A 25,024-nucleotide genomic window follows, 5' to 3' on the forward strand; every position below is an offset into this window, starting at 1 on the left:
GACCTCAGCCTCCCAGGAACGATGCGCGGACTTCCGGGTTGGCAAGCAAGGCCTCCCCGGTGTCTGTGAAACGGTTGCTGCCCTGCACCAGGACGTAGCCGCGATCGGCAATGGCGAGAGCCTGGCGTGCGTTCTGCTCGACCATCAGGATGGCGATGCCGGTGGCCGCCACTTCAAGAATACGGTCGAACAGTTCGTCCATGACGATGGGCGATACGCCGGCGGTCGGCTCGTCGAGCATCAACACACTCGGCCGGGTCATCAGAGCGCGGCCGACTGCAACCTGCTGGCGTTGGCCACCGGAGAGCTCGCCCGCCGGCTGGCGGCGCTTTTCCTTCAGGATGGGGAACAGGTCGAAGACCTGCGCCATGGTATCGGAGAAATCGTCCTGGCGGATATAGGCGCCCATCTCCAGGTTCTCCTGCACGCTCATGGTGACGAAGACGTTGGAGGTCTGGGGCACGAAACCCATGCCGGCCTTGACTCGGTCCTGCGGGGAAAGGGCGGTGATGTCGCGGTCGCCCAGCATCACGCGACCTTCGCGCAGGCCGAGCATGCCGAACATCGCCTTCATGGCGGTGGACTTGCCGGCGCCGTTGGGCCCGACGATGACGGCGATCTCGCCTTTTTCGACAGCGATGGTGCAGGAATGCAGGATGTCGGCGCCACCATAGCCGCCGGTCATCGCCTCGCCGATCAGGAAGCTCATGCACTGCCTCCCTTCGACTTCTTCGCAGGCCTATTCTTGAGACCGCGGCCCAGATAGGCCTCGATCACCTGCTCGTCGGCCTTGACCTCCTCGGCCGAGCCCTCGATCAGCACCTTGCCCTCGGCCATCACGATGACCGGGTCGCACAGGCGGCCGATGAAATCCATGTCGTGCTCAATCATGCAGAACGTATAGCCGCGCTCTTTGTTGAGGCGGATGATGGCGTCGCCCAGCGTGTTGAGCAGCGTGCGGTTGACGCCGGCGCCCACCTCGTCGAGGAACACGATCTTGGCATCGACCATCATAGTGCGGCCGAGCTCGAGCAGCTTCTTCTGGCCGCCGGAAAGGTTGCCGGCGAACTCGTCGGCGACATGCGAAATCTCGAGGAACTCGATCACCTCGTCGGCACGGGCACGCACCTCTTCCTCGCGTGCGCACTTTGATGGGCGAAGCCAGACGTCGACGAGGCTTTCGCCCGGCTGCTGGTCGGGAACCATCATGAGGTTCTCGCGGACGGTCAGTGTGGAGAATTCATGCGCGATCTGGAATGTGCGCAGCAGCCCCTTGTGGAACAGCTCGTGCGGGGTGAGGCCGGTTATGTCCTCATCGCCCAGCCAGACCGTTCCGGAGGACGGCTTGTAATGGCCGGCGATGACATTGAAGAGCGTGGTCTTGCCGGCGCCGTTCGGACCGATCAGGCCGGTGATCGAACCTTTGGCGATCTCGATGCTCGCCCCGTCAACCGCCCTGATACCTCCGAAATGCATATGCAGATCGTCTACACGGATCATTCGGTTCCCCTGAGCCGTTTGCGGCTCTTGTTCTCGTTGCCTGGAATGAAACGCGGGCCTTCTGCCCTTGAATCCTTGGAAAAAGCAAGCTGCGAGCGGCCGATTTGTCAGATTTTCGCATCTTATGTGCGAAAATGTAGCGCCTTACGCAGCGTTATACTGCGCTTTCAGTCCGCATTTATCCAGATGTCGTTGTGGCACCCACCCGGCTGCCGCATGCTCCATGTGCGAAAAACCCGGCCTCGCGGGGAGGCCGGGTCTTGTCGTCTTACGCTGGCTTAGCGGAACTGGACCGTCTTGAACTCACCGTTTTCGATGATGTACTCGCGGTAGGTTCCGGCCGCTTCACCGGGGCCGATCAGCTCGACATTGGTTGCGCCGACATAGTCGATGTCACCGCCGTCCTTGAGGATCTGCAGGCCCTTGGCGAGGTCTGCCGCAATGATCTGCTCGCCCGGTGCGTTGGCGACCTCAAGCATCGCGTCGCGGATCGCCGTGCGGTCCGTGGAGCCTGCCTTCTGCATGGCCAGCGCGATCAGCGCAGCGGCATCGTAGCTTTCGCCGGTGTAGGAGCTCGTCGGGTCGAGGCCCGCAGCCTTCGCAGCTTCAGCGAACTTGGCCGAACCCTCACCCTCGGCACCGGGGATCACGCCGATCGTGCCTTCGATGCTGTCGCCCATCGCGTCGATGAGGCTCTGGCCGTACATGCCGTCGCCGAGCGCGAAGCGGTCGAACGCGCCGGTGTCGACGGCCGAGCGGATGATGCCGACACCGCCCTGATCGACATAGCCGAGTACGACGAGAACGTCGCCGCCGGCGGCTGCGAGCGCGCCGACCTCGGCCGAGTAGTCGCCCTTGCCGTCGTCATGCGGGGCAGCGATCGTCACCGTGCCGCCGGCCGCCTCGAAGGCAGCGACGAAGGAGTCCGAGAAGCCCTTGCCGTAGTCGTTGTTGGTGTAGCTCACCGCGACGGAATCGATATCGTATGAACGGATCACCTCGGTCAGCACTTCGCCCTGACGCGCGTCGGAAGGCGCGGTGCGGAAGAAGTAGTCGTTGTCCTCGATGTCGGTCAGCGCCGGTGAGGTCGCCGACGGCGAAACCATCACGACACCGTTCGGCACCGCGACGTTGTTGACGATACCGATGGTCACGCCCGAGCAGTCGGCGCCCATGATGGCGGCAACGTTCTCGGTGGTGACGAGGCGCTCGGCAGCGGCCGTCGCGGCAGCGTTGTCGATGCAGGTCGAGTCCGCGCGGACCGGCACCAGCGTCTGGCCGTCTAGGAACAGGCCGCTGTCGTTGACTTCCTTCAGCGCGAGCTCGGCGCTGCCGCCCATTCCGGGCGTGATGCTTTCGAGCGGGCCGGTGAAGCCCAGGATGATGCCGACCTTCACTTCCTGCGCCTGCGCGACGGCGGACGCGGCAAAAAGGAGCGCGCCGGCGACGGACGCGGCAAGCGCGTTGCGAGTTCTGGATGACATACGAAAAACCTCCACTTGGTCGTGTTTGTGCGTCTTGTTTTTGGCCCGGCCCCCGCTAGGGCTGGATTGAGGCCGATACTCTTACCGCGCCGCGGCTTTGTAAAGCCGGGAACGGTCAAGCCGCGAAAACAAAACGGAAATTGGCTAACGGGCGCACGAAAGGAGCAGCGACCCTGTCACCAGGGGCGCGGTTTTGCGCGCTGCAATTGTGGGTAGCGCCGTGCCTTGGCTCAGCGGGTCGGGACGGGATGCTCGCCGCGATAATCGTAGAAGCCGCGTCCGGCCTTGCGACCGAGCCAGCCGGCCTCGACATATTTCACCAGTAGCGGGCAGGGGCGGTACTTGGAATCCGCGAGACCGTCATACAGAACCTGCATGATCGACAGGCAGGTATCGAGGCCGATGAAATCCGCAAGCTGCAGCGGACCCATCGGATGGTTGGCGCCCAGCTTCATCGCCGTGTCGATGGCTTCCACCGAGCCTACGCCCTCGTAGAGCGTGTAGATCGCCTCGTTGATCATCGGCAGCAGGATGCGATTGACGATGAAGGCCGGGAAGTCCTCGGCCACCGTGATCGTCTTGTCGAGATTCTGGACGAATTCGCGCGCAGTCTCGAAGGTCGAATCCTCGGTGGCGATGCCGCGCACCAGCTCGACCAGCTTCATCACCGGCACGGGGTTCATGAAATGAATGCCGATGAAGCGCTCCGGCCGGTCGGTCTGCGCGGCAAGGCGCGTGATCGAGATCGACGAGGTATTGGTCGCCAGCAGTGCTTCGGGATTGAGGATCGGGCAGAGCTGGGCGAAAATCTTGCGCTTGACGGTCTCGTCCTCGGTCGCCGCCTCGATGACGAGATCGACGCCTGCGAGATCCTCTAGTGTCGGAGCTGCGGAGATGTTGGCGAGTGCGGCCTTGCGCACCTCCTCCTCCATCTTGCCGGACGAGACCTGCCTGGCCATGTTGCCGTTGATCGTGGCGATGCCGTTCTCGATGCGCTCGGGCGAGATGTCGTAGAGCTTGACCTTGTAGCCTGCCTGGGCCGCTACGTGGGCGATGCCGCCGCCCATCTGGCCGGCGCCGATGATGCCTACCGTTCCGATCTTGCCAGTCATGACGCTGATCCCGTGGTCGGGCCGTTTTTCGGCCGTGCTTTTGTTGCGGTGCAAACTAAAAGGGCGGGGTGACTTCTGTCTACCCCGCCCTTCACAAATTAATACGCCGGTCGGCGGTGCGTCAAAGCGCCTTTTCGAGTTCCGGCAGAACAGTGAAGAGGTCGCCGACGAGACCGTAGTCGGCCACCTGGAAGATCGGGGCTTCCTCGTCCTTGTTGATGGCGACGATCACCTTGGAGTCCTTCATGCCGGCCAGGTGCTGGATCGCGCCGGAGATGCCGACGGCGATGTAGAGCTCAGGCGCCACGACCTTGCCGGTCTGGCCGACCTGCCAGTCGTTCGGCGCGTAGCCGGCATCCACCGCGGCGCGGGACGCGCCCACCGCGGCACCCAGCTTGTCGGCGACAGGCAGGATGACTTCCTGGAACTTTTCCGAAGAGCCCAGCGCGCGCCCGCCCGAGATGATGATCTTGGCCGAGGTAAGCTCCGGACGATCGCTCTCCGAGAGCTTGTTCTCGACGAAGGTCGAAAGACCCGGATTGGCGGCCGCCGAAACGGTCTCCACCGCAGCGGAGCCGCCTTCGCCTGCCGCCTGGAAGGAGGCCGTGCGGACCGTGATGACCTTCTTGGCGTCGGTCGACTGCACGGTCTGGATGGCGTTGCCGGCATAAATCGGGCGCTTGAACGTGTCGGGCGAGACGACCTCTATGATCTCCGACACCTGCATGACGTCGAGCAGGGCTGCGACGCGCGGCATCACGTTCTTGCCCATCGTGGTGGCCGGCGCGACCAGCGCGTCGTAGCCGTCGGCGAGCGACACGACGAGGGCCGCGGTCGGCTCGGCAAGGCGATGCTCAAGCTCATCGGACTCGGCCAGCAGAACCTTGCGTGCGCCCTTGAGCTTGGCGGCGGCGTCGGCGGCAGCCTTGGCGCCCTTGCCGGCGACAAGAATGTCTACGTCGGAGCCGATCGCCAGTGCAGCGCTCAGCGCCTTGGCGGTCTGGTCGGAAACGGTTGCGTTGTCGTGCTCGGCAACGAGAAGAATGGCCATATCGATAATCTCCCTTTTCCGGACCCTAGAGGACGCCTGCGGACTTCAGGCTCGACACCAGCTCGGCGACGTCCTTGACCTTGACGCCCGCCTTGCGGCCGCCTGGCTCCTCGGTCTTCAGCACTTTGAGGCGCGGCGACGCATCGACGCCGTAATCGGCGGCCGACTTCTCGTCGAGCGGCTTCTTCTTCGCTTTCATGATGTTGGGCAGCGAAGCGTAGCGCGGCTGGTTCAGGCGCAGATCGGTGGTCACGATGGCCGGCATCGACAGCTCCACCGTCTGCAGGCCGCCGTCGACCTCGCGGGTGACCTTGGCCTTGCCGCCGTCGATCTCGACCTTGGAGGCAAAGGTGCCCTGCGACCAGCCGAGAAGTGCCGCCAGCATCTGGCCGGTCTGGTTGGCGTCGTCGTCAATTGCCTGTTTGCCCAGAATGACGAGCTCCGGCTTTTCCTCGTCGACGATGCCCTTCAGGAGCTTCGCAACGGTGAGCGGCTCGGTGGTCTCTTCGATCTTGACCAGAATGCCGCGGTCGGCGCCCATGGCGAGTGCGGTGCGGATCGTCTCCTGCGCCTGCGCCGGGCCGATAGACACGACGACGATCTCCTCGACCTTGCCCGCTTCCTTCAGACGGATCGCCTCTTCGACGGCAATTTCGTCGAAGGGGTTCATCGACATCTTCACATTTGCGAGTTCGACGCCCGATCCGTCCGACTTGACGCGGATCTTCACGTTGTAGTCGACAACCCGCTTGACAGGGACAAGAACTTTCATGCGCGTGAGACCTTTCCGAGATTTTTGTCGGAGCTGCGTAGCAGCCCCTCATGCCGATCGCTTGCCGGATACCGACATCGTCGGGACGAAACTCAGCACGTCGCGCCGCCCGCCGGGCAATGCGTGCCGTGGCCGCATGAGGCTGTAGTCATCCGTCGCGCCAGCGTCAATATCCGCTGCCGGCTCAAACCGTTTGAATTGTGCAGCGGGCCGTCAGCGCCTGCCCCAAGGCGAGGGTGCTTCGGCCGGCGGTGGTGGCGCGGGCCTTTCAACCTCGGCTGCTTTCGGCGTGACCACTGTCTGGTCCAGCAGCGGAACGTCGCGCCGGCGCAGCACCAGCACGAGCACTGCGCCGGCGATGATGCCGCCGACATGGGCCGCCCAAGACACTTCGCCCTCGCCGTCTAGCGCGATCATCGCGAACTGAAACAGGATCCACAGCGCCAGCAGGATCCAGGCTGGAAGGCGCAGCGGCACGCGACCGAAGGCGAGCACCCAAACTTTCACGCGCGGATGCAGGATCAGGTAGGCGGCGATGATGCCGGCGACGGCACCCGAAGCGCCGATCAGCGGTGCGTGGGAGGTCGGCACGAGCAGGCCGTGCATGAACGCGCCGGCGGCCGCACAGGCCAGATAGAAGATCAGGAACCTGAAATGGCCGAGCGCATCCTCGACATTGTCGCCGAACACCCAAAGAAACAGCATGTTGCCGCCCAGATGGAAGATGTCGCCGTGCAGGAATGAATAGGTGATGTAGGTCGCCTGGTCCGGCACAAGAACCAGATTGGGCGGGCGCACGACATTGTCGAACAAGGTCGCCGGTATGTAGCCCAGCCCGATCACGGTTGCTTCGATGAACTGCTCGCTCGCGACCGCCGTCAGCAGGTAGACGAGGCAGTTGGCGGCGATGAGGCCCAGCGTTACATATTGAAGGCGGATGCGCTTGAGCGTGTTGGCGTCATGAAGCGGTATGAACATGTTCCCCCGCGCCCCGCCTCGGCACTGGGGCTATCTGTTTTGTCCCGGCACCCATAACACATCGCTTTCGCCATTGTCATTGACGGCGCGGGCGGCGACGAACAGGAAATCGGAGACGCGATTGATGTATTTGATCGCTTCCGCCCCGACGGTTTCACCATCCTTCAGCGACAGTTCGACCATCAGACGCTCAGCGCGGCGTGCGACCGTGCGCGCGAGATGAAGCGCGGCCGCTGCTGGTGAGCCGCCGGGCAGGACGAAGGTGCGCAGCGGCTTGATGTTGCGGTTCAACGTGTCGATGTCGGCCTCCAGCCGCGCCACCTGCGAGGCGACGATGCGTAGCGGCTCGTAGCCGAGGTCCTGCCCGGTATCGGGCGTAGCGAGGTCTGCCCCGAGATCGAAAAGATCGTTCTGGATGCGGCCGAGCATCGCGTCGATCTCCGCATGGGCGCTCGCGGTATGGAGCCGCGCCATGCCGATGCACGCATTGGCCTCGTCCACCGTCCCGTAGGAGGTAACCCGCAGGTCGTATTTAGGCCGCCGCTCGCCGGAGCCCAGCGCCGTCGTGCCGTCATCTCCGGTGCGGGTGTAGATCTTGTTGAGTACGACCATCTTGCAGTTCCCCGATCGTTCAGCCGCGCGAGAAATAGAGCGCAAGCAGAATGAACACGAGCGCGAAGAACTGAAGCAGCACGCGAGCCTGCATCAGCTTGTTGGAGGTGTTGCCGGACCCGCCACGCAGCATGTTCATGAGGCCACGGATAAGCACGATCACCACGGCGACCATGAAGAGGATGGCGATGATGTTGAAGGCTGTCGACATGGTTGGTTTCCGATCTCGTTCAGGCGCGGTTGGCAAGGAAGCGGTATAGCACGGACGCCGGCAGCAGCCGCTTGAGCAGCGCGCCTATCTTTGCCGGCGTCGTGACCAGGTAATGCGGCCGTGGGCGCGGGCTTTCCAGCGCATGTTTGAGAACTGCATATACCGCGTCGGGCCCGAGTTTCATCCGCGACCTGACGCCGCCCTGACGTAGCCGCGCCAGTTGTGCCTCGTAGTCCGGCCGGTGTGGCGATGCCTCGACATCGATGTATCGCTCGAACCAGGCAAGGCCGTTCGACGGCAATTTCGATTCGATCGGGCCGGGCTCGATCATCGAGACCTCGATGCCGGATCCGTCGAGTTCCGACCGAAGCGTCAGCATCAGCCCCTCGAGCGCGAATTTCGACGCTGTGTAAGCGCCGCGATATTTGACCGGCAGGAGGCCCAGTATCGAGGAACAGTGAACGATGCGGCCATGCCCCTGCGCCCGCATGACCGGCACGATCCGCCGCGTTAGGTCGTGCCAGCCAAAGAAATTGGCCTCGAACTGCTCTCGCAACGCCTCCACGGGCAGGTCTTCGACCGCGCCGGCCTGCGCGTGGGCTCCGTTGTTGTAGAGGGCGTCGAGACGTCCGCCCGTACGGGTCGTCACCTCCGCAACGAGCGCCTCGATCGAGGCGGGGTCGCGGTAGTCGAGGAACAGGGCCTCGATGCCCTCGGCCTCCAGGGCTGCAATGTCTTCAGGCTTGCGCGCCGTTGCGAACACCCGCCAGCCATCACGCTTGAGCGCGCGTGCGCAATAAGCGCCGATGCCGGACGAGGCGCCGGTGACAATGATTGTGCGCAACTTGTCAGCCTGTTGCTTCGTATCTGTATCGATGCTTGCCATGAAGGCGATTCCCTTCCCATATTCGCACGTGCGATACAATCGGCCGGAAAAATGCTGCGCAGACTGGTTATCATCAAACGCGTCCTCGGCGACGCCATCGGACATTTCAACTATGATGACGGGTGGGCGCTCGCCAGCCATCTCGCCTTGTCGGCCCTGCTGGCGCTGTTTCCTTTCCTGATTTTCGCAACGTCGCTGGCGAGCTTTCTCGGTGCCGATGCCTTTGCCGAAACGGCCGTGCATCTCATTTTCGACACCTGGCCGGAGGAGATCGCAGCGCCGATCGCTCGCGAGGTGTCGAGCGTGCTGACCATCCAGCGCGGCGATTTCCTGACCATCGGCATCCTCGCGGCCGCCTTCTTCGCCTCCAACGGCATCGAGGCGTTGCGCGTGGGGCTCAATCGGGCCTATCGGGTGCTCGACCGGCGCTCGATCTTCTTCCTGCGCGCGCAGAGCCTCGCCTTCGTGCTGGTGGCGACGATCGGCTTTCTGGTCGTCTCGTCGCTGCTCGTCGTGCTGCCGGTCGCCATCGGCATCGCGCAGCAGCGCCTGCCGTGGATCGAGCCCTATATCGGTACGATCAATCTGTGGCGCATCCTGATTGCTGCTGTCATCATCGTTCTCGCGCTGATCGCGGTGCATCTCTGGCTGCCGGCGGGCAAGCGCCGGTTTCGCGAGATCGTGCCCGGGCTGATCTTCACGCTCGTGTTCTGGGTGGTCGGTTCATCCCTGTTCGCCACCTATCTCAGCTACTACTCGACCTATGCCTCGACCTATGCGGGGCTGGCCTCGATCATGATCGCGCTGGTGTTCCTCTACATCGTGTCGGCGATCTTCATCCTCGGCGGCGAGCTCAACGCGTCCATCAAGCGGTACCTCGATGCGCGCGCCAAGGTGGCGCAGTAGTCTGCAACCGGACACCAACTTTAAGTCGGCAAAGCAATAGCGATTGTTTAACCTTGTCGCTGGTAGTTATGTTGCGGGCGAGGCGAACAAAAACGGACGGGCAGGTAGGCCCGCTTTTCGGTGGATTCAGGCGCTGGAGACCAGTGTCGCAAGGTCTTTTAAGACCGGAACCCGAAAGGCTTTGCCATGCCGAAGCTGCTTTCCGCGCTTCTGTCCGACGACAGCGCCATCGTAGCCGCCATCGACCGCTCGCAGGCTGTCATCCACTTCGATCTCGCGGGCAACATTCTCTTTGCGAACGCCAATTTCTGCGCGGCGATGGGCTATGAATTGTCGGAGATCGCCGGCCGCCACCATCGGATGTTCGTAGACCCGGCGGAAGCGGACAGTGCCGAATATCGCGAATTCTGGGCGCGATTGGCGCGCGGCGAATACGACCAGCGCCAGTACAAGCGTTTCGGCAAGGGCGGTCGGGAGATATGGATCGAGGCGTCCTACAATCCTCTGTTCAGGCGCGGTAAGCCCTACAAGGTGGTCAAGTTCGCCACAGACGTTACCGCGGCGCGGCAGCGAGCGGCCGAGGATGCCGGCAAGCTGGCGGCGATCTCGAAATCCCAGGCGGTCATCGAGTTCACGCCTGAAGGCGAAATCCTCACTGCCAACGACAATTTCTGCGAAACGCTCGGCTATGAGCTTGCCGAAATCCAGGGCCGGCATCACCGCATGTTCTGCGATCCGGGCTATGCCCAAAGCGACGAATACCGCCAGTTCTGGCCGAGGCTCGCCCGGGGCGAATTCATTGCCAACGAATTCGTGCGCTACGGCAAGGGCGGCAAGGAAATCTGGATCCAGGCCGCCTACAACCCGATCGTCGATCTTAACGGCAAGGTGGTGAGGGTGGTGAAGTTCGCAACCGACGTCAGCGAGCGCATGAGCGCCGTCGTCGCGCTGGGAGGCGGCTTGCGCGCGCTTGCGGAGGGCGACCTCGAGCAGCGACTGGAGCGCGCCTTCGTGCCCTCGATGGAGCAGGTGAGGACCGATTTCAACGAGGCCGTCGGCAAGCTCTGCGCAGCGATGCAGGCTGTGGGCCATAATGCAAGGTCGATCGCGGCCGGTGCGGAGGAGGTGCGCTCTGCCGCATCGGACCTTTCGAGGCGGACCGAGCAGCAGGCGGCCTCGGTCGAGGAGACTGCCGCGGCACTCGAGCAGGTTACTGCGACTGTCTCGGATTCGAGCAAGCGGGCGGAGGAAGCGGGCAGCCTTGTGCGGCAGACGCGCGAGAATGCGGAACGCTCGGCCGACGTGGTGCGCAATGCGGTTGCCGCCATGGGCGAGATCGAATCATCGTCCCAGCAGATTTCCAACATCATCGGTATGATCGACGAGATCGCCTTCCAGACCAACCTGCTGGCGCTCAATGCCGGCGTCGAAGCCGCTCGTGCAGGAGAGGCCGGACGGGGTTTTGCCGTGGTGGCGCAGGAGGTGCGGGAACTCGCGCAGCGGTCGGCAATGGCGGCCAAGGACATCAAGGAGCTGATCGGCACCTCGGGGAGCCAGGTCGAGCGCGGCGTCTCACTTGTGGGAGAAACCGGCAAGGTGCTGGAGCAGATCGTCCAGCAGGTGCAGGAGATCAACACCAACGTCGCTGCCATCGTGCAGGGCGCGCGCGAACAGGCGACCAGCCTCGCCGAGATCAACCGCGCGGTGAACACGATCGATCAGGGCACGCAGCAGAATGCGGCAATGGTTGAGGAATCGACCGCAGCCAGCCACTCGCTGGCGGGCGAGGCGCAATCGCTGTTCAGCCTGCTGACGCAGTTCAAGACGGGTGAGGCGGCTGCAACGCCTGCTGCTTCCCAGCAATCGCAACCGGCGCCATCGCCCGCGCGGCAACTCGTTCGGCAGGTGAAGAGTGCCTTTGCCGGAAACGCGGCGCTGGCAAGTGACGACTGGGAGGAATTCTGACGCGTCCCTATCGGCGGGTCGCCATCGCGACGCCGATGGTGGTGATCGCCATGCCGACGAGCTGGACCGGTGTCAGCGTTTCGCCGAACAGCACCCACGCGATGAGGGCTGTGACCGCGGGCACGAGGTAGAAGAGTGACGAGACCTTCGACATCTCGCCCTCGCGGATCATCATCATCAGAAGGAAGATCGCACCGATTGACAGTACCAGCACCAGCCACGCCATGGCGAAGACGAGTTCGCCGGTCAGCGTGAACTGGCGCGTCTCGAAGGCGAATGAGCCGATGGCCATCACCATGGCGGCGCCGAGATATTGCCACAGCGTCGCGGTGACGAGGTCGGCGTTGGATACGAACTTCTTCTGCCACACGGTGCCGGCGCTGATCGCCACCGCGCCGGCCAGGCAGGCCAGGAATGTTGCCAGCGTGACGCCGCCGATTGCCTGGCCGATCTTCGGCGCCAGCACAATCACTATGCCGAGGAAGCCCGCGGCGAGCCCCGCCCAGTGGCGGGGCAGGATACGCTCGCCTAGCGCCCAGCCTGCCATGACGGCGGTGATCAGCGGCTGGAGCCCGATGATGAGAGCGGAAAGCCCGGCCGGCAGCCCATGCCGGATCGACCAGAACACGCCCCCGAGATAGACGCCGTGGATCAGCGCGCCGGCAAATGCGGCATGCGCGGCCTTGCGTGGAGGCAGCTTCTTCGAACGCATCACCAGCATGATCAGCAACAAGACGACCGCCGCGAGCACGAAGCGTACGGCGAGGAAGCTGAACGGCTCCGACCATGGCATCGCGTAGCGGGCGCCAATGAAGCCGGTTGCCCAGAGCAGCACGAATAGAACGGGAATGAAGCTTGCAGCGCGGGACATGGCTCGGGCTTGGGATCGATGGCAGGCAGCCCGCTCTAGTGCCGATCGCCGCGACAAGCAAAGGATTAGAATTGAGCCAATGGTTTCGTGTCACTGACAGGCAAGATTACAACGCCACCTTGGCGGAGCAGGCTCCTGTGTCGTCTAACGGTCAACCAGGCGCCAGCCGCTACAGACCGACCATGCGCGTGACGTCCGTCGGCGTGAGGCCGGCGGTACGCAGCGCGGCGAGGCCGGTGTCCTTCCTGCTTTTGGACAGTTTTCGGCCGTCGTCTCCCAGCACCAGGTCGTGGTGCAGATAGACCGGCGCAGAAAGCCCAAGCAGCTCCTGCAACAGCCGCTGGACGGCGGTGGCGTGAAAAAGGTCACGGCCGCGCACCACGTGGGTGATGCCCTGCAACGCATCGTCGACCACGACGGCGAGGTGGTAGCTTGTCGGCACCTCCTTGCGCGCGATCACGACATCGCCCCATGCCGCCGGATCGGCTGTGATGCAACCGGTCTCGCCTGCCGGGCCGCTGCCCTGCTCGTCCCACAGGATGGGACGCGCGACATGCGCGAGCGCCGCTTCGATATCCAGCCGCCAGGCAAAGGGCTCGCCCTCGTCGATCCGGGTAAGTCGCTCCCTGCTCGAAAGACTGCGCTCGGCCGTCGGAAACAGCGGCGCGCCATCCGGATCGCGTGGCCATTCGCGGCCGACGGCTTCAGCCTCGACGATCATTGCGCGCGCCTCGCCCCGGCTCATGAAGGAGGGATAGGCAAGCCCCGCATCGATCAGCCGGTCGAGGGCTTCGGCATAGTCGGCGAAATGGTCCGACTGGCGGCGCACGGGTTCTTCCTATTCGATGCCGAGCCAGGCGAGATCGCGATAGATCGCCTCTTCGAATTCCGGGGTGCAGCGGCCGATGTCGATATCCTCGATCCGCAGCAGCAGGCGGCCGCCGGTCTCGCGCGCAAGCCTCGCGTTCAACAGCGCCGAATAGGCGTGGCCGAGATGCAGTTCGCCATTGGGGCTCGGCGCGAAACGGAAGACCGGCCGTGTCATGAGAATGTCGGCAATCGGATTGTGAGGTTCATCGCGCGATTGCTACGGTGGCCTGCAATCAAGAACAAGGGCGAATGATGCGCAGGATCGAGACGCTGGAACACATTGCCGCAGGGCTTGATGCGTTGGTGGCCATCGATCCCCGGCTGTCAGCGGTCGTCGCTGCCGCCGGCGAGGTGCCGCTGCGCCTGTCGGAACCGGGCTTTGCCAGCCTCGTATCGATCATCGTCTCGCAGCAGGTTTCGCGGGCGAGCGCCGACGCGATCCTGGGCAGGCTCGTGGCGCTGGTCGATCCGCTCGATGCGCCGGGCGTGCTGGCGGCCGGCGAGCAGGCGTTTCGCACCGCCGGCCTCTCGCGGCCCAAACAGAAGACGCTGCTGGCGATAGCCCGTGCGGTTGTCGAGGACGGGCTCGACCTCGACCACCTTGCCGCTGCGGATCCCGACGAGGCGATGGCGCGGCTGACCGCGCTGCACGGCGTCGGGCCGTGGACCGCGGAAGTCTACCTGCTGTTCTGCGCCGGCCATCCCGACATCTTCCCGGCTCACGACGTCGCGTTGCAGACCGCCGTCGGCCATGCGCTGGCTATCGAACCCCGCCCCGACGCGAAAACGCTCTACCGAATCGCCGAATCATGGACGCCCTGGAGAGGCGTCGCGTCGCGGCTTTTCTGGGCCTACTATCGCGAATTGCGCGGACGGGACGCTGCACCGCCCACCGAAACGGCGAAAAAGCCGCAAAAACAGCATGATTTGGAATTTTGCGGCGCGAAATAGCCGCTTCACATTCCTGCAATCTCGGGATTACAGTATCCGCGCCGATCGAAGCCCGAGCCCAAGGAGGTCAGTCAGTGACGATCGCAGTCTCGCCGGATGCGCTGCCCGCACTGGTGTTGAACGCGGACTATCGTCCGTTGAGCTATTACCCCTTGTCGCTCTGGTCCTGGCAGGACGCGATCAAGGCGGTCTTTCTTGATCGGGTCAACATCGTTGCCGAATACGAGCACGCGGTGTCGTCGCCCTCCTTTTCCATGCGCCTGCCGAGCGTCGTCTGCCTCAAGAGCTATGTGAAGCCCTCGCGGCATCCGGCCTTCACCCGCTTCAACGTCTTCCTGCGCGACCGCTTCCAGTGCCAGTATTGCGGCACCCATGAGGATTTGACCTTCGACCACGTGATCCCGCGCCGCTGCGGTGGTGCGACCACCTGGGAGAACGTCGTCGCGGCCTGCTCGCCATGCAATCTGCGCAAGGGCGGGTTGATGCCGCGGGACGCCAAGATGTGGCCGCGCCAGAAGCCGATGCAGCCCACCGTGCACGACCTGCACAACAACGGCCGGCTGTTTCCGCCCAACCATCTGCATGAGAGCTGGATGGATTATCTCTACTGGGATGTCGAACTGGAGCCGTAGGCGGCTTCCATCAGATCTCCGCGAATTTTGCGGTTCCGGTTCTCAGGCCTTGCGAAACGCGGCGACGTAGGCGATCGCGGCGAGCGCGAGGCTTGCCACCACATTCCAGCCGGCGAAGGAGAGGCCGAGGAAGCGGCCGGCCGCCTGGTCGCATGAGGGTGGGATCACCGCATCGAGCTGGTCGAGAAGGCTGCCGCCGGAGGGTGCCGGTGCCACCACACCGCAATCTGTCGGGCCGGGCCACCATGCCCATTCCACACCTGCGTGGAAGATGCCGAGATAGAGGCTCCATGTCATCAACAGCGCACCGGCAAGCAGCAGGCCGCGCGTCACGATGGCCGGTCCCCTGAAGAGAGCCGAGACCAGCGCCAGCACCATCACCGGGATGCCGATATAATAGGGCAGCCGCTGCTCGAGGCAGAGCTTGCACGGGATATAGCCGCCGACGTGCTGGAATCCCAGTGCGGTGCCCACAGTCACGGTCATGCCCAGCACCAGAAGCGCTGCGGCGGCGGTTTGAATCTTTCCAGTGGCGGCGGTCAGCGACATCGGACCCCTCAGAATATGTAGCGCACGGCGACGAAGCCGCCGATCAGGAGAATCATGAAAAGGGTGAAAAGAAGGCCGAGATTTTTCTCGATGAAGGTCCGGATAGGTTCCCCAAACCTGTAGAGCAGCCACGACACCAGGAAGAAGCGCAGACCACGCCCGACGATCGAGACGATGACGAGCGTGACGATGTTGAAGCCGGTGAAGCCGGAGAAGATCGTCAGCACCTTGTAGGGGAACGGCGTCACCGCACCGAACAGGATGCCCCACGCGCCCCAGGTGTCGTACCAGCCCTGCACCTTCGCGAAGGCGTCCTCCGCCTGGTAGAGCTCGATGATGTGTGTTCCGATCGCGTCGAACAGAAAGGCACCGATCACATAACCAAGCAGCGCGCCGAGCACCGATGCAACAGTGCAGATCAGCGCGTAGCGAATCCAGCGCGCGCGCTCGGCCAGCACCATGGGGATCAGCAGCACGTCCGGCGGGATCGGGAAGAACGAACTTTCGACGAAGGAAACGGCGGCCAGCGAGCGTTCTGCATGACGGGTGCGCGCGAGCGACATCGTCCAGTCGTAGAGGCGGCGAAGCATGGAGGGACCCCGGTTGCGGAAGCCTCTCCTAGAAAGAAAACTGTTGCCGCGCAATGGCGCGGTCCGCCGCATCCGATTGAACTCGCGCGATAGTTACCGCGCTCGAACGCCGCTTTTTCCACCGTGATGTGTGCGTTCCGAAACAGGGTTTCTGCCTGATGTTCCGAAATCCACCCATGGCGGACGGCTCCTCCTACATTTCTGCCCTTGGGTTCGATTCCTGCCTTGCCGTCCCGGGCGGCAATGCGTTCGCTCGACCTGTCGCGCGATGGAGGAGGCCGTTGTCCGCTGAATGGTGGGGTATCAACGCGCTGGCGCGACGCTAGAACATCCATGCCCGAGACAGGAGGAAAACTCGTGATCCAGAAAACACGCGCCGTGGTGATCGCCGCTTTCGTGGCGATGCTGCCGTTCCACGCGCTGGCACAGGATGCCACAGAGCCGGAGGAAGATGGACCCCGCCAGGTCCTGTTCGTTGGCAACAGCTATTTCTATTACAACAACAGCCTGCACAATCACGTCCGTCGAATGGCGGTCGAAGGGCTTGGCGTTCCGCTCGGCGATCTCGACTATCGGTCGATCACGATTTCAGGCGGATCGCTGATGCACCATCCGATCGGGCATTACCTGACGCCGGGTGCGATCGGCTATGACACGCCGTTCGACGTGGTGATACTGCAGGGGCACAGCGGCGCGGCGCTGAGCGAACGCCGCACCGGCTCCTTCAATGAGACGGTCGCGGCTGCAAGCGAGCAGATCAGGGAAACAGGCGCAAAGGTGGCACTCTATATGACCCATGCCTATGGCGAGGGTCACAAGGATTTCGCCGCGGACAACACCGAGATTATCGCTGACCTCTATGGCAAAGCTGGCGAATCGGCCGGTGCTGTCGTCATTCCGGTGGGCCTTGCTTTCGCCGAGGCGCAGCGGCGCGATCCCGAACTCGTCCTGCACCAGACCTACGATGACAGCCATCCCAACGTGAATGGCTCATACCTCGCAGCGGCTACCGTCTACGCAACGTTGTACGGGCAGTCGCCGGAAGGCCTCGAATACGATTATTACGGAGCGGTAGACCCCGACATGCGCGTCTTCCTGCAGGAGGTCGCAGCCGACACGGTCGAGGCCTTTGAGGCGCGTTGATGTCCATGTTTACGCAGCGGTGATCGCTTGACGCACCCATTATCGTTCGTATAGTCCCGGCGCGTTCCGCGAACCTGTGCGGAACGCGCCCTTCTGGGCCCCTGTGGCGGAATTGGTAGACGCGCTCGACTCAAAATCGAGTTCCGCAAGGAGTGCTGGTTCGATCCCGGCCAGGGGCACCATTAGCCTTTCCTGATTGATGCCAATCAGTCCCAACTAGTTCCAGGACGTACTGATTTTTCATAGGAAATTGGCATATCGTCGATTTCTGCTGTCCCTCATGATCCCGATCCGTGCCACCCAATCCACGGAAAAATGCAGTAAGTTTCCGGTTGAGTTACTGCATGGGCCAACTTAGTTACTGCATAGGAGGTTCCCCTATGGCGTTGACGGACCTGAGTCTTAGGAAGGCGAAAGGACGCGAAAAGCCGTACCGGATCAGCGACGAGCGCGGTCTGTACGCGATTGTTCGGCCCACGGGCGCGGTATGGTGGCGCTTTGATTACATCGTCAATGGGAAGCGCAAGACGATGTCGATGGGGGTCTATCCTGATGTCCCCCTCTCAGACGCTCGCGAGGCGCGCGACCAGGCGCGGAAGCTCGTTGCCAAAGGAGTCGACCCGGTTGCGGCCAAACGGGAGGCTGAGAAGGCGAAAGTCGAAGGCATCGGCAATACGTTCCGTGTGATTGCGCAGGAGCATATCGACGATCTTAGAGAAAAGGGGCGGACCCCTAAAACCATCGAGAAGAACGAATGGTATCTGTTCGACCTCGCCTCTGAAATTTGTGATGACCCCATTTCCGAGATACCGGCGTCCAAAGTTCTCAAGGTCATCCGCCATATCGAGGCGAGTGGGCGCGTGGACACAGCCCATCGAGTCAGGGCTGCAATCGGGTCGGTCTTCCGCCTTGCAATCAGAACTGACCGGGCCACCGTCGATCCGACACTTGCTTTGCGCGGAACGCTTCTCCCGATCAATGCGACCCCCAAGCGGCCATCGTCGATGAGACCTCCTTCGGGCGGCTCCTGCAATGCGTCGATGAGTATGATGGGTGGCCGACGCTCCGTGCCGCCTTGCAGATAATGGCGCTGTGTTACCCGCGTCCTGTCGAACTGCGGAAAGCCGAATGGAGCCACATCGACCTAAAGGGCAAGCGCTGGACAGTCCCCGCCCATCTGACCAAGATGCGCCGGGAGCACATCATACCCTTGTCCCGGCAGGCGGTGACGATCCTTGAGGCGGTCCAAAAATTCTCGGGGAAGGTCGGCTTGTGTTTCCGTCGATCCGCAACATGAAACGCCCCTTGTCCGAGAACGCCATGAACTCGGCTTTGCGGCGGATGGGCTACGCCTCGGATGAGCACAGTTCCCACGGCTTCCGGTCGAGCGCCAGTTCCATACTGAACGAGCGGGGTTTCCGCTACGATGTAATCGAAGCTTCGCTGGCACATCTCGATCCGAATGAGGTCCGACGAACGTACAACCGCACGGCCTATCTCAAGGAGCGAACCGAGATGGCGCAGTCGTGGGCCGACATCTGCGATGAACTCAAGAAGCGTAAACGCCGGGATCACGGCGACCTGGTCTGAGCGGAAATCCACAAGTCCCAATCCGTCCTCTTGCATGACCACTTTCAGTTGACTATACCAACTGAAAGTGGACAGTTTGGGACAGACGAATTGGGACAGGCTCATCACACTGACGAAGACCTTCGCCTCCTGCGCATTGATCGGGTGCTCGATCTGGTCCCGCTTGGCCGGTCTTCGCTCTACAGGTCGATCAAGGATGGCTCCTTCCCCGCACCGATCAAGCAGGGCGGCGTTGCCATGTGGCCGAACAGCGAAATCCGGTCCTGGCTCCATGGGAAGCTGGCTGAGCGCCGCGACAATGGGGACTTGATCTGACGTGCGCCGCCATGACGACCTTGTAGGCGGCGAAGAGGATGTCGAGCAGATCAGTCTTCGCACCGCAGATGTTCACTCGGTAGTCGGCGGCGTTTCGCTGCCTTGGCTGATGAAGGCGTTCCGCCTGGGACGCGGCACCGCTGAGCGGAAGCTGATGGGCTGCGCGCCCATCGGCACGGGCAAGCATGGCACCCCTCTTTACGACCTTCCCGAGGCCGCTGCCTACCTCGTGAAGCCCCGCGTCGACATCGAGCAATACATCAAGACGATCAAGCCTGACCAACTGCCCGAACGGCTTCGGGAAGCCTACTGGTCCGCGAAGCTCAAGAGCCAGCGGTGGGAAGAAAAGGCGGGACATCTATGGCGCACCGAGCGCGTTCTGACTGTGTTCTCGGAAGTGCTCCAATCCATGAGAACTAAGTTGCAACTCATCCCTGATCGGGTCGAGCGCGCACACGGCCTTACCGTCGAACAGCATCAGGTGATCAGCGCCATCGTCGATGAGGTTCAGGACGAAATCTACAAGGAGCTTGTCGAGTTCGCGAAGAGCGGGAAGACGCCGAACCAGATGGGCGAGGAAGGTGATCCTCCCGAGCGTGACGAGGACGATCTGATATGAGGCAGTTCACCACCCTCGAACAGATGCTCCTTGCCACGGCTGAGGCGATCCGACCGCCTGAGAGGCTGACAGTCGCGGAAGCCGCCGAAAAGTACCGGAGGCTGAACAACCCCGGCCACTACATCGGCCCGTGGGACAACAAGATTGCGCCCTACCTCACGGAGGTCATGGAGGCGCTGACCTCCTTGGAGCACACCGGCACGATTTTCGCTGGTCCCGCTCGTTGCGGGAAATCGGACCTCTTCTTCAACTGGCTCACCCACACGGCGATCTGCGATCCCGCTGACATGATGCTCGTGCATATGACGCAAAGCACGGCGCGTGACTGGTCGCAGGGTGATCTTCGCAAGGCGTTCCGCCATTCACCTGACCTCGGATCGAAGGTGATCCCCGGTCGGCAGAACATGAACGTCCACGACATCCGTTTCCTCTCGGGAATGCGGCTGCTCGTTAAGTGGCCGACGATCACCGAACTTTCGGGCAAGACCATCCCCCGCTTGTGGGCGATGGACTATGACCGGATGCCGCAGGACGTGGACAAGGAGGGCACCCCGTTCGATCTGATGCGGAAGCGCGCACAGACGTTCGGGCGCTACGGTATGGCGGTTGCCGAGTCCTCGCCCGGTTTTGAGGTCGAGAACCCGCGCTGGCTTGCCAAGACACCCCATGAGGCTCCCCCGACCGAAGGCATCCTTGCGCTCTACAATCGCGGCGACAGGCGGCGCTTCTACTGGCGTTGCGCGAACTGCAAGGAGCCATTCGAGGGCGATTTCAAGCACCTGTCATATCCCGACAGCAAGGACCACGTCGAAGCTGCCGAGATGGTGACGCTCGACTGCCCGAAATGCGGCTACAGCCACACCCATGAACCCGGCCCCGGCCAGCCAGGCAAGCACGAACTGAACTACTATGGGCGGTGGGTACGTGAGGGGATGCTGTGGCTCCCCGATGGAACGATGTCCGGTGCGCCCGTGCGATCCGACATTGCGTCTTTCTGGCTCAAGGGGGTCGCCGCCGCTTTCGTCAGTTGGAAAGAACTCGTTTTCAAGTACCTCAAGGCGATGGAGGAATACGAGAACACCGGCAGCTTCAAGGCGCTCAAGGTGACGGTAAACACCGATCAGGGCAACGCTTTCGTCCCGCCCACCATGATCGGCGAGCGCCTGCCGGAAGACCTCAAGGCCCGCGCCCGCGACTACGGCGAGAAGGTGGTTCCGCCTGGCGTCCGCTTCCTCGTCGCCACGATCGACGTTCAGAAGAACCGCTTCGAAGTGCAGGTCCACGGCGTTGGCGTCGGCGGGGACATCTGGATCATCGACCGCTTCAATATCAAGAAGTCCGACCGCCTCGACGAGGATGGCGAAAGGCTTTGGGTGAGCCCGTCGACCTATCTGGAAGATTGGCACCTACTCGTCGAACAGGTGATCGAGAAGACCTACCCACTCGACGACGGGTCAGGTCGTCAGATGAAGATCAAGACCATTGGTTGCGACTCGGGCGGTCGCAGCGGCGTCACCGGCATGGCCTACAAATTCTGGAAGTGGCTCAAGGACGAGCACCCCGGAAACCACCACGTCCGCTTTCAGTTGATCAAGGGTGAGCCGAAGCCGAACGCGCCTCGGGTTCGCATCGGCTACCCCGACACTGAACGTAAAGATCGCCACGCGGGCGCTCGCGGCGAGATTCCGGTGCTGTTCCTCAACTCGAACATGCTCAAAGATCAGGTGTACGGACTGCTCGGTCGCACCGAGGCGGGCGGCGGCTGCGTTAATTTTCCCGACTGGTTGGAGTCGTGGTTCTACACGGAACTGACGGTCGAAACGCGCACGACGAAGGGATGGGAAAACCTCAAGAACCATCGCAACGAAGCGTGGGACTTGTTGGTCTACTGTTTCGCAATCATGGTTTCGCGCCACGCTCGGATCGAAGCAATCGATTGGGACAGCCCACCGTCCTGGGCGGAAGAGTGGGACGGCAACGACATGGTCTTCTCTCCCGATGAGGGTGTGCCCTTCGCGCACGACGACGAGCCAGCGGTCAGCCTCGCGGCTCTTGGGGAGAGCCTTGCCTAAAGTGTCACCTAATAGTTGATATGACCACTTTTACGTGTTACGTCGGCATTAACCCTAATGGCGGTGTATCCCGTGGCAACGACAGCAGAACTCCAAGCGCGATTGGCTGAGGCCGAAAAGGCGTATCACGAAATCGCTACTGGCGGTGGGGTTCGGACGCTCGTCGATCAATCGGGGGAGCGGATCGAGTATCAGCCCGCCAGCCTGTCCCGTCTTCAAGCCTACATCCTCGACCTCAAGCGGCAGCTTGGCATCCTTCCCCGTCATGCGGGGCCGTTGGGGTTCTATTTCTCATGAGCTTCCTGGCTAACGATCCTGAAATGCAGGAGTTGCTTGGCGGGCCTCCCGGTCAGGCGACGGAGCCCGAGCGGGTCGAAGTTCTCCCGGCTCGCTCGGGCGACCCGATGGCGACCCTACCAGGCGGGGCATATGAGGGTGCCAGTCAGTTCGACCGCGAGCTTGCGCTTTGGCGTCCGAACCTCAATTCCGTCGATGGGGAGATCATCCCCGACAAGCCGGTGCTCGACGCGCGCACTCGCGACATGCTGCGCAACGACTCTTATGTCGCCAGCGGCGCGAACATCCACAAAGACAACATCGTCGGCGCGGCGTTCCTGCTCAACTCGAAGCCGGTACATCAGGTGCTCGGCCTCGACGAGACGTGGGCTGAAGAGTTTCAGGAAGAGGTCGAAAGTAAGTTTACGCTTTGGGCCGAGAGCATCAACAACTGGCCCGACGCAGCCCGCAAGGGAACGCTGACGGACCTCGTCCGCCTCGCTGTAGGCGTCCATCTGATGTCAGGCGAAGTTCTCGCGGCGGTCGAATGGATCAGGAGTCCGCTCGGCCCTATAATACCGCTATTCAGATGGTCGACCTCGACCGCCTGTCGACGCCTCCCGGCATGATCGAAAGCCGTCGTCTGCGCGCGGGTGTCGCGAAGAACGGTCACGGCGCGCCCATCGGCTACCATATCCGCAAGGCCCATCCTAACGAATGGCTCGACGCGGACTCGTACCAGTGGAAATACATCCCCTCCCACAAGCCGTGGGGTCGGGTCCAGATGATCCACATCTTCGAGTCCATGCGGCCCGATCAGACGCGCGGCGTTGCCGAAATGGCTTCCGCGTTGCTCGAAACGAAGATCGCGCGGAACTTCCGCAAGGTGGCGCTGCAACGCGCTATCGTCGACGCCACGTATGCGGCCTCAATTGAGTCCGAACTGCCGACTGAGGCCGTTTATCAAGTCCTCGGCGCAGGGAATATGTCGGCAACAGATGTCCAGAAGGCCATCCAAGGCTACGCGACCGGCTACCTGAACTCGATCAACGAGTATTCGGGTGCCAAGGGACACAAGATCGACGGGGTGAAAATCCCCCACTTCTTCCCTGGCACCAAGCTCAACATTCGCCCTGCCGGTCACGGCGGGCCGCTCGGCACCGAGTTCGAACAGTCGCTCCTGCGCTACATCGCCGCGAACCTCGGCATCTCCTACGAGCAGCTTTCGCGCGACTATTCGAAGACGAACTACTCGTCCGCGAAGGCTGCAATGGCCGAGACGTGGAAGTTCATGCAGTCGCGCAAGAAGGTAATCGCCGACCGCTTCGCCAGCCACATCTACATGCTGTGGCTCGAAGAGGCGATTTCCAAGGGGCATATCGATTCCCTGCCGCGCAACGCTCCGAACTTTTGGGAAGGGCTCAACCGCGAAGCCTATTCGGCTTGCGAGTGGATCGGCGCGAGCCGGGGGCAGATCGACGAACTCAAGGAGACGCAGGCGGCGGTTCTTCGGATCAAGTACCACCTGACAACTTACGAGGACGACTTGCCCGCCTCGGCAAGGATTGGCGCAAGGTTCTCGCTCAGCGTGAGCGTGAGCAGGCGATCATGGACGAACGCGGTCTCACCGTCGACCAGCAAGACAACATGATGAACGCCGCGACCGGCGCGCCGCGCGAGTCCGAAGCCAAGGACGAGAAGGACGACGGCTCAGAGGACAATGCCGATGCTTGATACCCTGCTCGCCCGCTTCCACATGATGCAATCGCTCATTGCCGAAGAGCAGTCAGGCGTCCTTCTGTCGTCGCTTTCGGCGGTGTCCAATCATGAGCGGGCCGAAGACCTGACAAGCGCCACTATGGCGAGCGACGAGGACTTCTGGCCCTCGGCGGATAGCTGGCAGGCGCGCTACCGGCCATACAACGTCGTCAACGGTGTGCTGCAAATCCCGGTTCGCGGCGTCCTCCTTCACGACTTTCCGTGGCAACTCGGGTCGTGGGCGACGGGCTATGCCTACATCTGGAAAGCCATCGAACGCGGCATGGCGGACTTCAACGTCAAGGGCATCGCCTTCATGATCCACTCGCCAGGCGGCGAAGTGGCGGGCTGCTTTGAACTGGTCGACCGCATCTACGGCATTCGCGGCCAGAAGCCGATCCGCGCGTTCGCGCACGAATACGCATACTCGGCGGCTTACGCGATTGCCTCGGTTGCAGACGACATCACAGTTTCCCGCACGGGCGGCGTCGGCTCCATCGGCGTCGTCACGATGCACATCGACGTTTCGAAGCTGATGGAAGACATCGGCTACAAGATTACCTTCATCAAGCGCGGCAAGCACAAGACGGACGGGAACTCATACGAGCCCCTTCCGGCCCACGTGGAAGCCCGCATCCAAGCGCGGATCGACGCGCTCGGAGAAGTGTTCGAGTCCTCCGTGGCTCGAAACAGGGACATGAACGCTGAGACCATTCGAGCATTCGAAGCGCTCACATTCATGCCCTCGGAAGCAGTGTCGAATGGGTTGGCCGACAAGATCGGCCCGCTTGACGATGCCATGGCCGCATTCGTGGCCGATCTCTCTAAGGACGAAGGAGAAGAGCAGATGTCCACTCAGAAGGACACGGCAGTCGATCAGGCTGCCATTGATACCGCTCGTGCCGAGGGCCGTGCGGAAGGTAAGGCCGAGGGTGTTGCCGAGGGCAAGACCGCAGGTCTCAAGGAAGGTGCGACCGCCGAGCGCGAACGCATTTCGGCGATCATCGGCTCGGAAGAGGGTCAGAAGCGCCCGGTCGCCGCGATGGCGGCAGCGCTGGATACCGACATGCCGGCTGATCAGGTTACGGCCTTCCTGGCGAAGCTGCCGGAAGAGAAGTCCGACGCGCCCAAGGGCAAGGGTGAAAACGGCCAGGACTTCTCGAAGGCCATGGGGCAGGACAATCCCGATGTCGGGACTGGCGGCGACAAGGCCGAAGGTGAAGCGGACGCTGACGACGCTTCCGGCGTCGTGAACTTCGCGGCTTCGATGGGCCTGCCGGGGCTGCGCAAGCGCACCGCCTGATGGCCTAA

27 protein-coding genes, 1 tRNA gene and 2 pseudogenes are annotated in these 25,024 nt (G+C 62.5%); 16 read left to right on the forward strand and 14 right to left on the reverse strand.

Going from position 1 to position 25,024, the window contains the following annotated elements:
- Nucleotides 1-4 precede the first annotated feature (4 nt).
- The 10 genes from HK436_RS10405 to HK436_RS10450 form a co-directional block, all read right to left on the reverse strand.
- Nucleotides 5-709 carry an ABC transporter ATP-binding protein gene (locus HK436_RS10405; RefSeq protein ID WP_173189401.1) on the reverse strand — a complete coding sequence of 235 codons (705 nt, stop codon included), beginning with the start codon at nucleotides 707-709 and terminating at the stop codon, nucleotides 5-7.
- Nucleotides 706-1,500 (reverse strand): ABC transporter ATP-binding protein, encoded by a 795-nt coding sequence (locus tag HK436_RS10410; RefSeq protein ID WP_173189403.1) that lies wholly within the window; start codon nucleotides 1,498-1,500, stop codon nucleotides 706-708. The genes HK436_RS10405 and HK436_RS10410 overlap by 4 nt, the downstream gene beginning before the upstream one ends.
- Before the next feature lie 278 nt (nucleotides 1,501-1,778).
- Complete coding sequence (locus HK436_RS10415; RefSeq protein WP_173189405.1) at nucleotides 1,779-2,984, reverse strand: ABC transporter substrate-binding protein; 1,206 nt, start codon at nucleotides 2,982-2,984, stop codon at nucleotides 1,779-1,781.
- A gap of 230 nt (nucleotides 2,985-3,214) precedes the next feature.
- Nucleotides 3,215-4,096, reverse strand: a complete 882-nt coding sequence (locus HK436_RS10420) for a 3-hydroxybutyryl-CoA dehydrogenase (protein WP_173189407.1) — start codon at nucleotides 4,094-4,096, stop codon at nucleotides 3,215-3,217.
- 121 nt (nucleotides 4,097-4,217) lie between these two features.
- On the reverse strand, nucleotides 4,218-5,147 hold the full coding sequence (locus tag HK436_RS10425; protein WP_173189409.1) for an electron transfer flavoprotein subunit alpha/FixB family protein: 930 nt from the start codon (nucleotides 5,145-5,147) through the stop codon (nucleotides 4,218-4,220).
- Nucleotides 5,148-5,172: 25 nt separating this feature from the next.
- Nucleotides 5,173-5,919, reverse strand: coding sequence for an electron transfer flavoprotein subunit beta/FixA family protein (locus HK436_RS10430; protein ID WP_173189411.1), 747 nt, complete (start codon nucleotides 5,917-5,919; stop codon nucleotides 5,173-5,175).
- A gap of 213 nt (nucleotides 5,920-6,132) precedes the next feature.
- The gene (locus HK436_RS10435; RefSeq protein WP_173189413.1) at nucleotides 6,133-6,897 is read right to left on the reverse strand and encodes a rhomboid family intramembrane serine protease; all 765 of its coding nucleotides are present in this window, start codon (nucleotides 6,895-6,897) and stop codon (nucleotides 6,133-6,135) included.
- 30 nt (nucleotides 6,898-6,927) lie between these two features.
- On the reverse strand, nucleotides 6,928-7,509 hold the full coding sequence (locus tag HK436_RS10440; protein ID WP_173189415.1) for a cob(I)yrinic acid a,c-diamide adenosyltransferase: 582 nt from the start codon (nucleotides 7,507-7,509) through the stop codon (nucleotides 6,928-6,930).
- 19 nt (nucleotides 7,510-7,528) lie between these two features.
- Nucleotides 7,529-7,720, reverse strand: a complete 192-nt coding sequence (locus HK436_RS10445) for a twin transmembrane helix small protein (protein WP_173189417.1) — start codon at nucleotides 7,718-7,720, stop codon at nucleotides 7,529-7,531.
- A 19-nt stretch (nucleotides 7,721-7,739) separates the two neighbouring features.
- Complete coding sequence (locus HK436_RS10450) at nucleotides 7,740-8,606, reverse strand: SDR family oxidoreductase (RefSeq protein ID WP_173189419.1); 867 nt, start codon at nucleotides 8,604-8,606, stop codon at nucleotides 7,740-7,742.
- A 51-nt stretch (nucleotides 8,607-8,657) separates the two neighbouring features.
- On the opposite strand from HK436_RS10450, the gene HK436_RS10455 reads away from it, so the two are divergent.
- Nucleotides 8,658-9,512, forward strand: a complete 855-nt coding sequence (locus HK436_RS10455; RefSeq protein ID WP_173189421.1) for a YihY/virulence factor BrkB family protein — start codon at nucleotides 8,658-8,660, stop codon at nucleotides 9,510-9,512.
- A gap of 186 nt (nucleotides 9,513-9,698) precedes the next feature.
- Nucleotides 9,699-11,477, forward strand: coding sequence for a methyl-accepting chemotaxis protein (locus tag HK436_RS10460; RefSeq protein ID WP_173189423.1), 1,779 nt, complete (start codon nucleotides 9,699-9,701; stop codon nucleotides 11,475-11,477).
- A 7-nt stretch (nucleotides 11,478-11,484) separates the two neighbouring features.
- Here HK436_RS10460 and HK436_RS10465 read toward each other — a convergent pair whose 3' ends face one another.
- Entirely contained in the window at nucleotides 11,485-12,348 is an 864-nt protein-coding gene (locus tag HK436_RS10465; RefSeq protein ID WP_173189425.1) for a DMT family transporter, read from the reverse strand.
- 169 nt (nucleotides 12,349-12,517) lie between these two features.
- Nucleotides 12,518-13,393: pseudogene (gene gluQRS, locus HK436_RS10470) on the reverse strand (tRNA glutamyl-Q(34) synthetase GluQRS).
- A gap of 77 nt (nucleotides 13,394-13,470) precedes the next feature.
- Between gluQRS and HK436_RS10475 the strand changes: the two are divergent.
- Both HK436_RS10475 and HK436_RS10480 read left to right on the forward strand, forming a co-directional pair.
- Nucleotides 13,471-14,169, forward strand: a complete 699-nt coding sequence (locus HK436_RS10475; RefSeq protein ID WP_173190104.1) for a DNA-3-methyladenine glycosylase family protein — start codon at nucleotides 13,471-13,473, stop codon at nucleotides 14,167-14,169.
- Between the two features lie 74 nt (nucleotides 14,170-14,243).
- Nucleotides 14,244-14,801 (forward strand): HNH endonuclease, encoded by a 558-nt coding sequence (locus tag HK436_RS10480; protein ID WP_173189427.1) that lies wholly within the window; start codon nucleotides 14,244-14,246, stop codon nucleotides 14,799-14,801.
- Nucleotides 14,802-14,843: 42 nt separating this feature from the next.
- Here HK436_RS10480 and HK436_RS10485 read toward each other — a convergent pair whose 3' ends face one another.
- Together HK436_RS10485 and HK436_RS10490 are read right to left on the reverse strand one after the other, a co-directional pair.
- Nucleotides 14,844-15,350 (reverse strand): disulfide bond formation protein B, encoded by a 507-nt coding sequence (locus HK436_RS10485; protein WP_173189429.1) that lies wholly within the window; start codon nucleotides 15,348-15,350, stop codon nucleotides 14,844-14,846.
- 8 nt (nucleotides 15,351-15,358) lie between these two features.
- A complete protein-coding gene (locus HK436_RS10490; protein ID WP_173189431.1) occupies nucleotides 15,359-15,940 on the reverse strand; it encodes a YqaA family protein in 582 nt (193 codons plus the stop codon).
- Nucleotides 15,941-16,297: 357 nt separating this feature from the next.
- Between HK436_RS10490 and HK436_RS10495 the strand changes: the two genes are divergently transcribed.
- The 12 genes and pseudogenes from HK436_RS10495 to HK436_RS10540 all read left to right on the forward strand — a co-directional run bounded on the left by HK436_RS10495 (nucleotide 16,298) and on the right by HK436_RS10540 (nucleotide 25,016).
- A complete protein-coding gene (locus tag HK436_RS10495; protein WP_173189433.1) occupies nucleotides 16,298-17,083 on the forward strand; it encodes an SGNH/GDSL hydrolase family protein in 786 nt (261 codons plus the stop codon).
- A 97-nt stretch (nucleotides 17,084-17,180) separates the two neighbouring features.
- Nucleotides 17,181-17,265 (forward strand) — tRNA-Leu (locus HK436_RS10500).
- A gap of 198 nt (nucleotides 17,266-17,463) precedes the next feature.
- Nucleotides 17,464-18,168 (forward strand): tyrosine-type recombinase/integrase, encoded by a 705-nt coding sequence (locus HK436_RS31310; RefSeq protein WP_244648656.1) that lies wholly within the window; start codon nucleotides 17,464-17,466, stop codon nucleotides 18,166-18,168.
- Nucleotides 18,168-18,380: a tyrosine-type recombinase/integrase gene (locus HK436_RS32345; RefSeq protein WP_376769142.1), complete on the forward strand. Its 213-nt coding sequence runs from the start codon at nucleotides 18,168-18,170 to the stop codon at nucleotides 18,378-18,380. Before HK436_RS31310 ends, HK436_RS32345 begins: the two co-directional genes overlap by 1 nt.
- 23 nt (nucleotides 18,381-18,403) lie before the next feature.
- Nucleotides 18,404-18,673: a tyrosine-type recombinase/integrase gene (locus HK436_RS32350; RefSeq protein WP_280515594.1), complete on the forward strand. Its 270-nt coding sequence runs from the start codon at nucleotides 18,404-18,406 to the stop codon at nucleotides 18,671-18,673.
- 90 nt (nucleotides 18,674-18,763) lie between these two features.
- Nucleotides 18,764-18,988, forward strand: coding sequence for a helix-turn-helix transcriptional regulator (locus HK436_RS10510; RefSeq protein WP_173189435.1), 225 nt, complete (start codon nucleotides 18,764-18,766; stop codon nucleotides 18,986-18,988).
- 1 nt (nucleotide 18,989) lies between these two features.
- Nucleotides 18,990-19,607 (forward strand): DUF1441 family protein, encoded by a 618-nt coding sequence (locus tag HK436_RS10515; protein WP_173189437.1) that lies wholly within the window; start codon nucleotides 18,990-18,992, stop codon nucleotides 19,605-19,607.
- Nucleotides 19,604-21,679 carry a phage terminase large subunit family protein gene (locus HK436_RS10520; RefSeq protein WP_173189439.1) on the forward strand — a complete coding sequence of 692 codons (2,076 nt, stop codon included), beginning with the start codon at nucleotides 19,604-19,606 and terminating at the stop codon, nucleotides 21,677-21,679. The genes HK436_RS10515 and HK436_RS10520 overlap by 4 nt, the downstream gene beginning before the upstream one ends.
- A gap of 72 nt (nucleotides 21,680-21,751) precedes the next feature.
- A complete protein-coding gene (gene gpW / locus HK436_RS10525; protein ID WP_173189441.1) occupies nucleotides 21,752-21,976 on the forward strand; it encodes a gpW family head-tail joining protein in 225 nt (74 codons plus the stop codon).
- 107 nt (nucleotides 21,977-22,083) lie between these two features.
- Nucleotides 22,084-23,606: pseudogene (locus tag HK436_RS10535) on the forward strand (phage portal protein).
- On the forward strand, nucleotides 23,564-23,689 hold the full coding sequence (locus HK436_RS32355) for a hypothetical protein (protein ID WP_280515595.1): 126 nt from the start codon (nucleotides 23,564-23,566) through the stop codon (nucleotides 23,687-23,689). Before HK436_RS10535 ends, HK436_RS32355 begins: the two are co-directional and overlap by 43 nt.
- A complete protein-coding gene (locus tag HK436_RS10540) occupies nucleotides 23,682-25,016 on the forward strand; it encodes a S49 family peptidase (RefSeq protein ID WP_206680498.1) in 1,335 nt (444 codons plus the stop codon). Before HK436_RS32355 ends, HK436_RS10540 begins: the two co-directional genes overlap by 8 nt.
- Nucleotides 25,017-25,024 lie beyond the last annotated feature (8 nt).

It is taken from the genome of Neoaquamicrobium sediminum (assembly GCF_013240295.1).
Lineage (GTDB): Bacteria > Pseudomonadota > Alphaproteobacteria > Rhizobiales > Rhizobiaceae > Aerobium > Aerobium sediminum.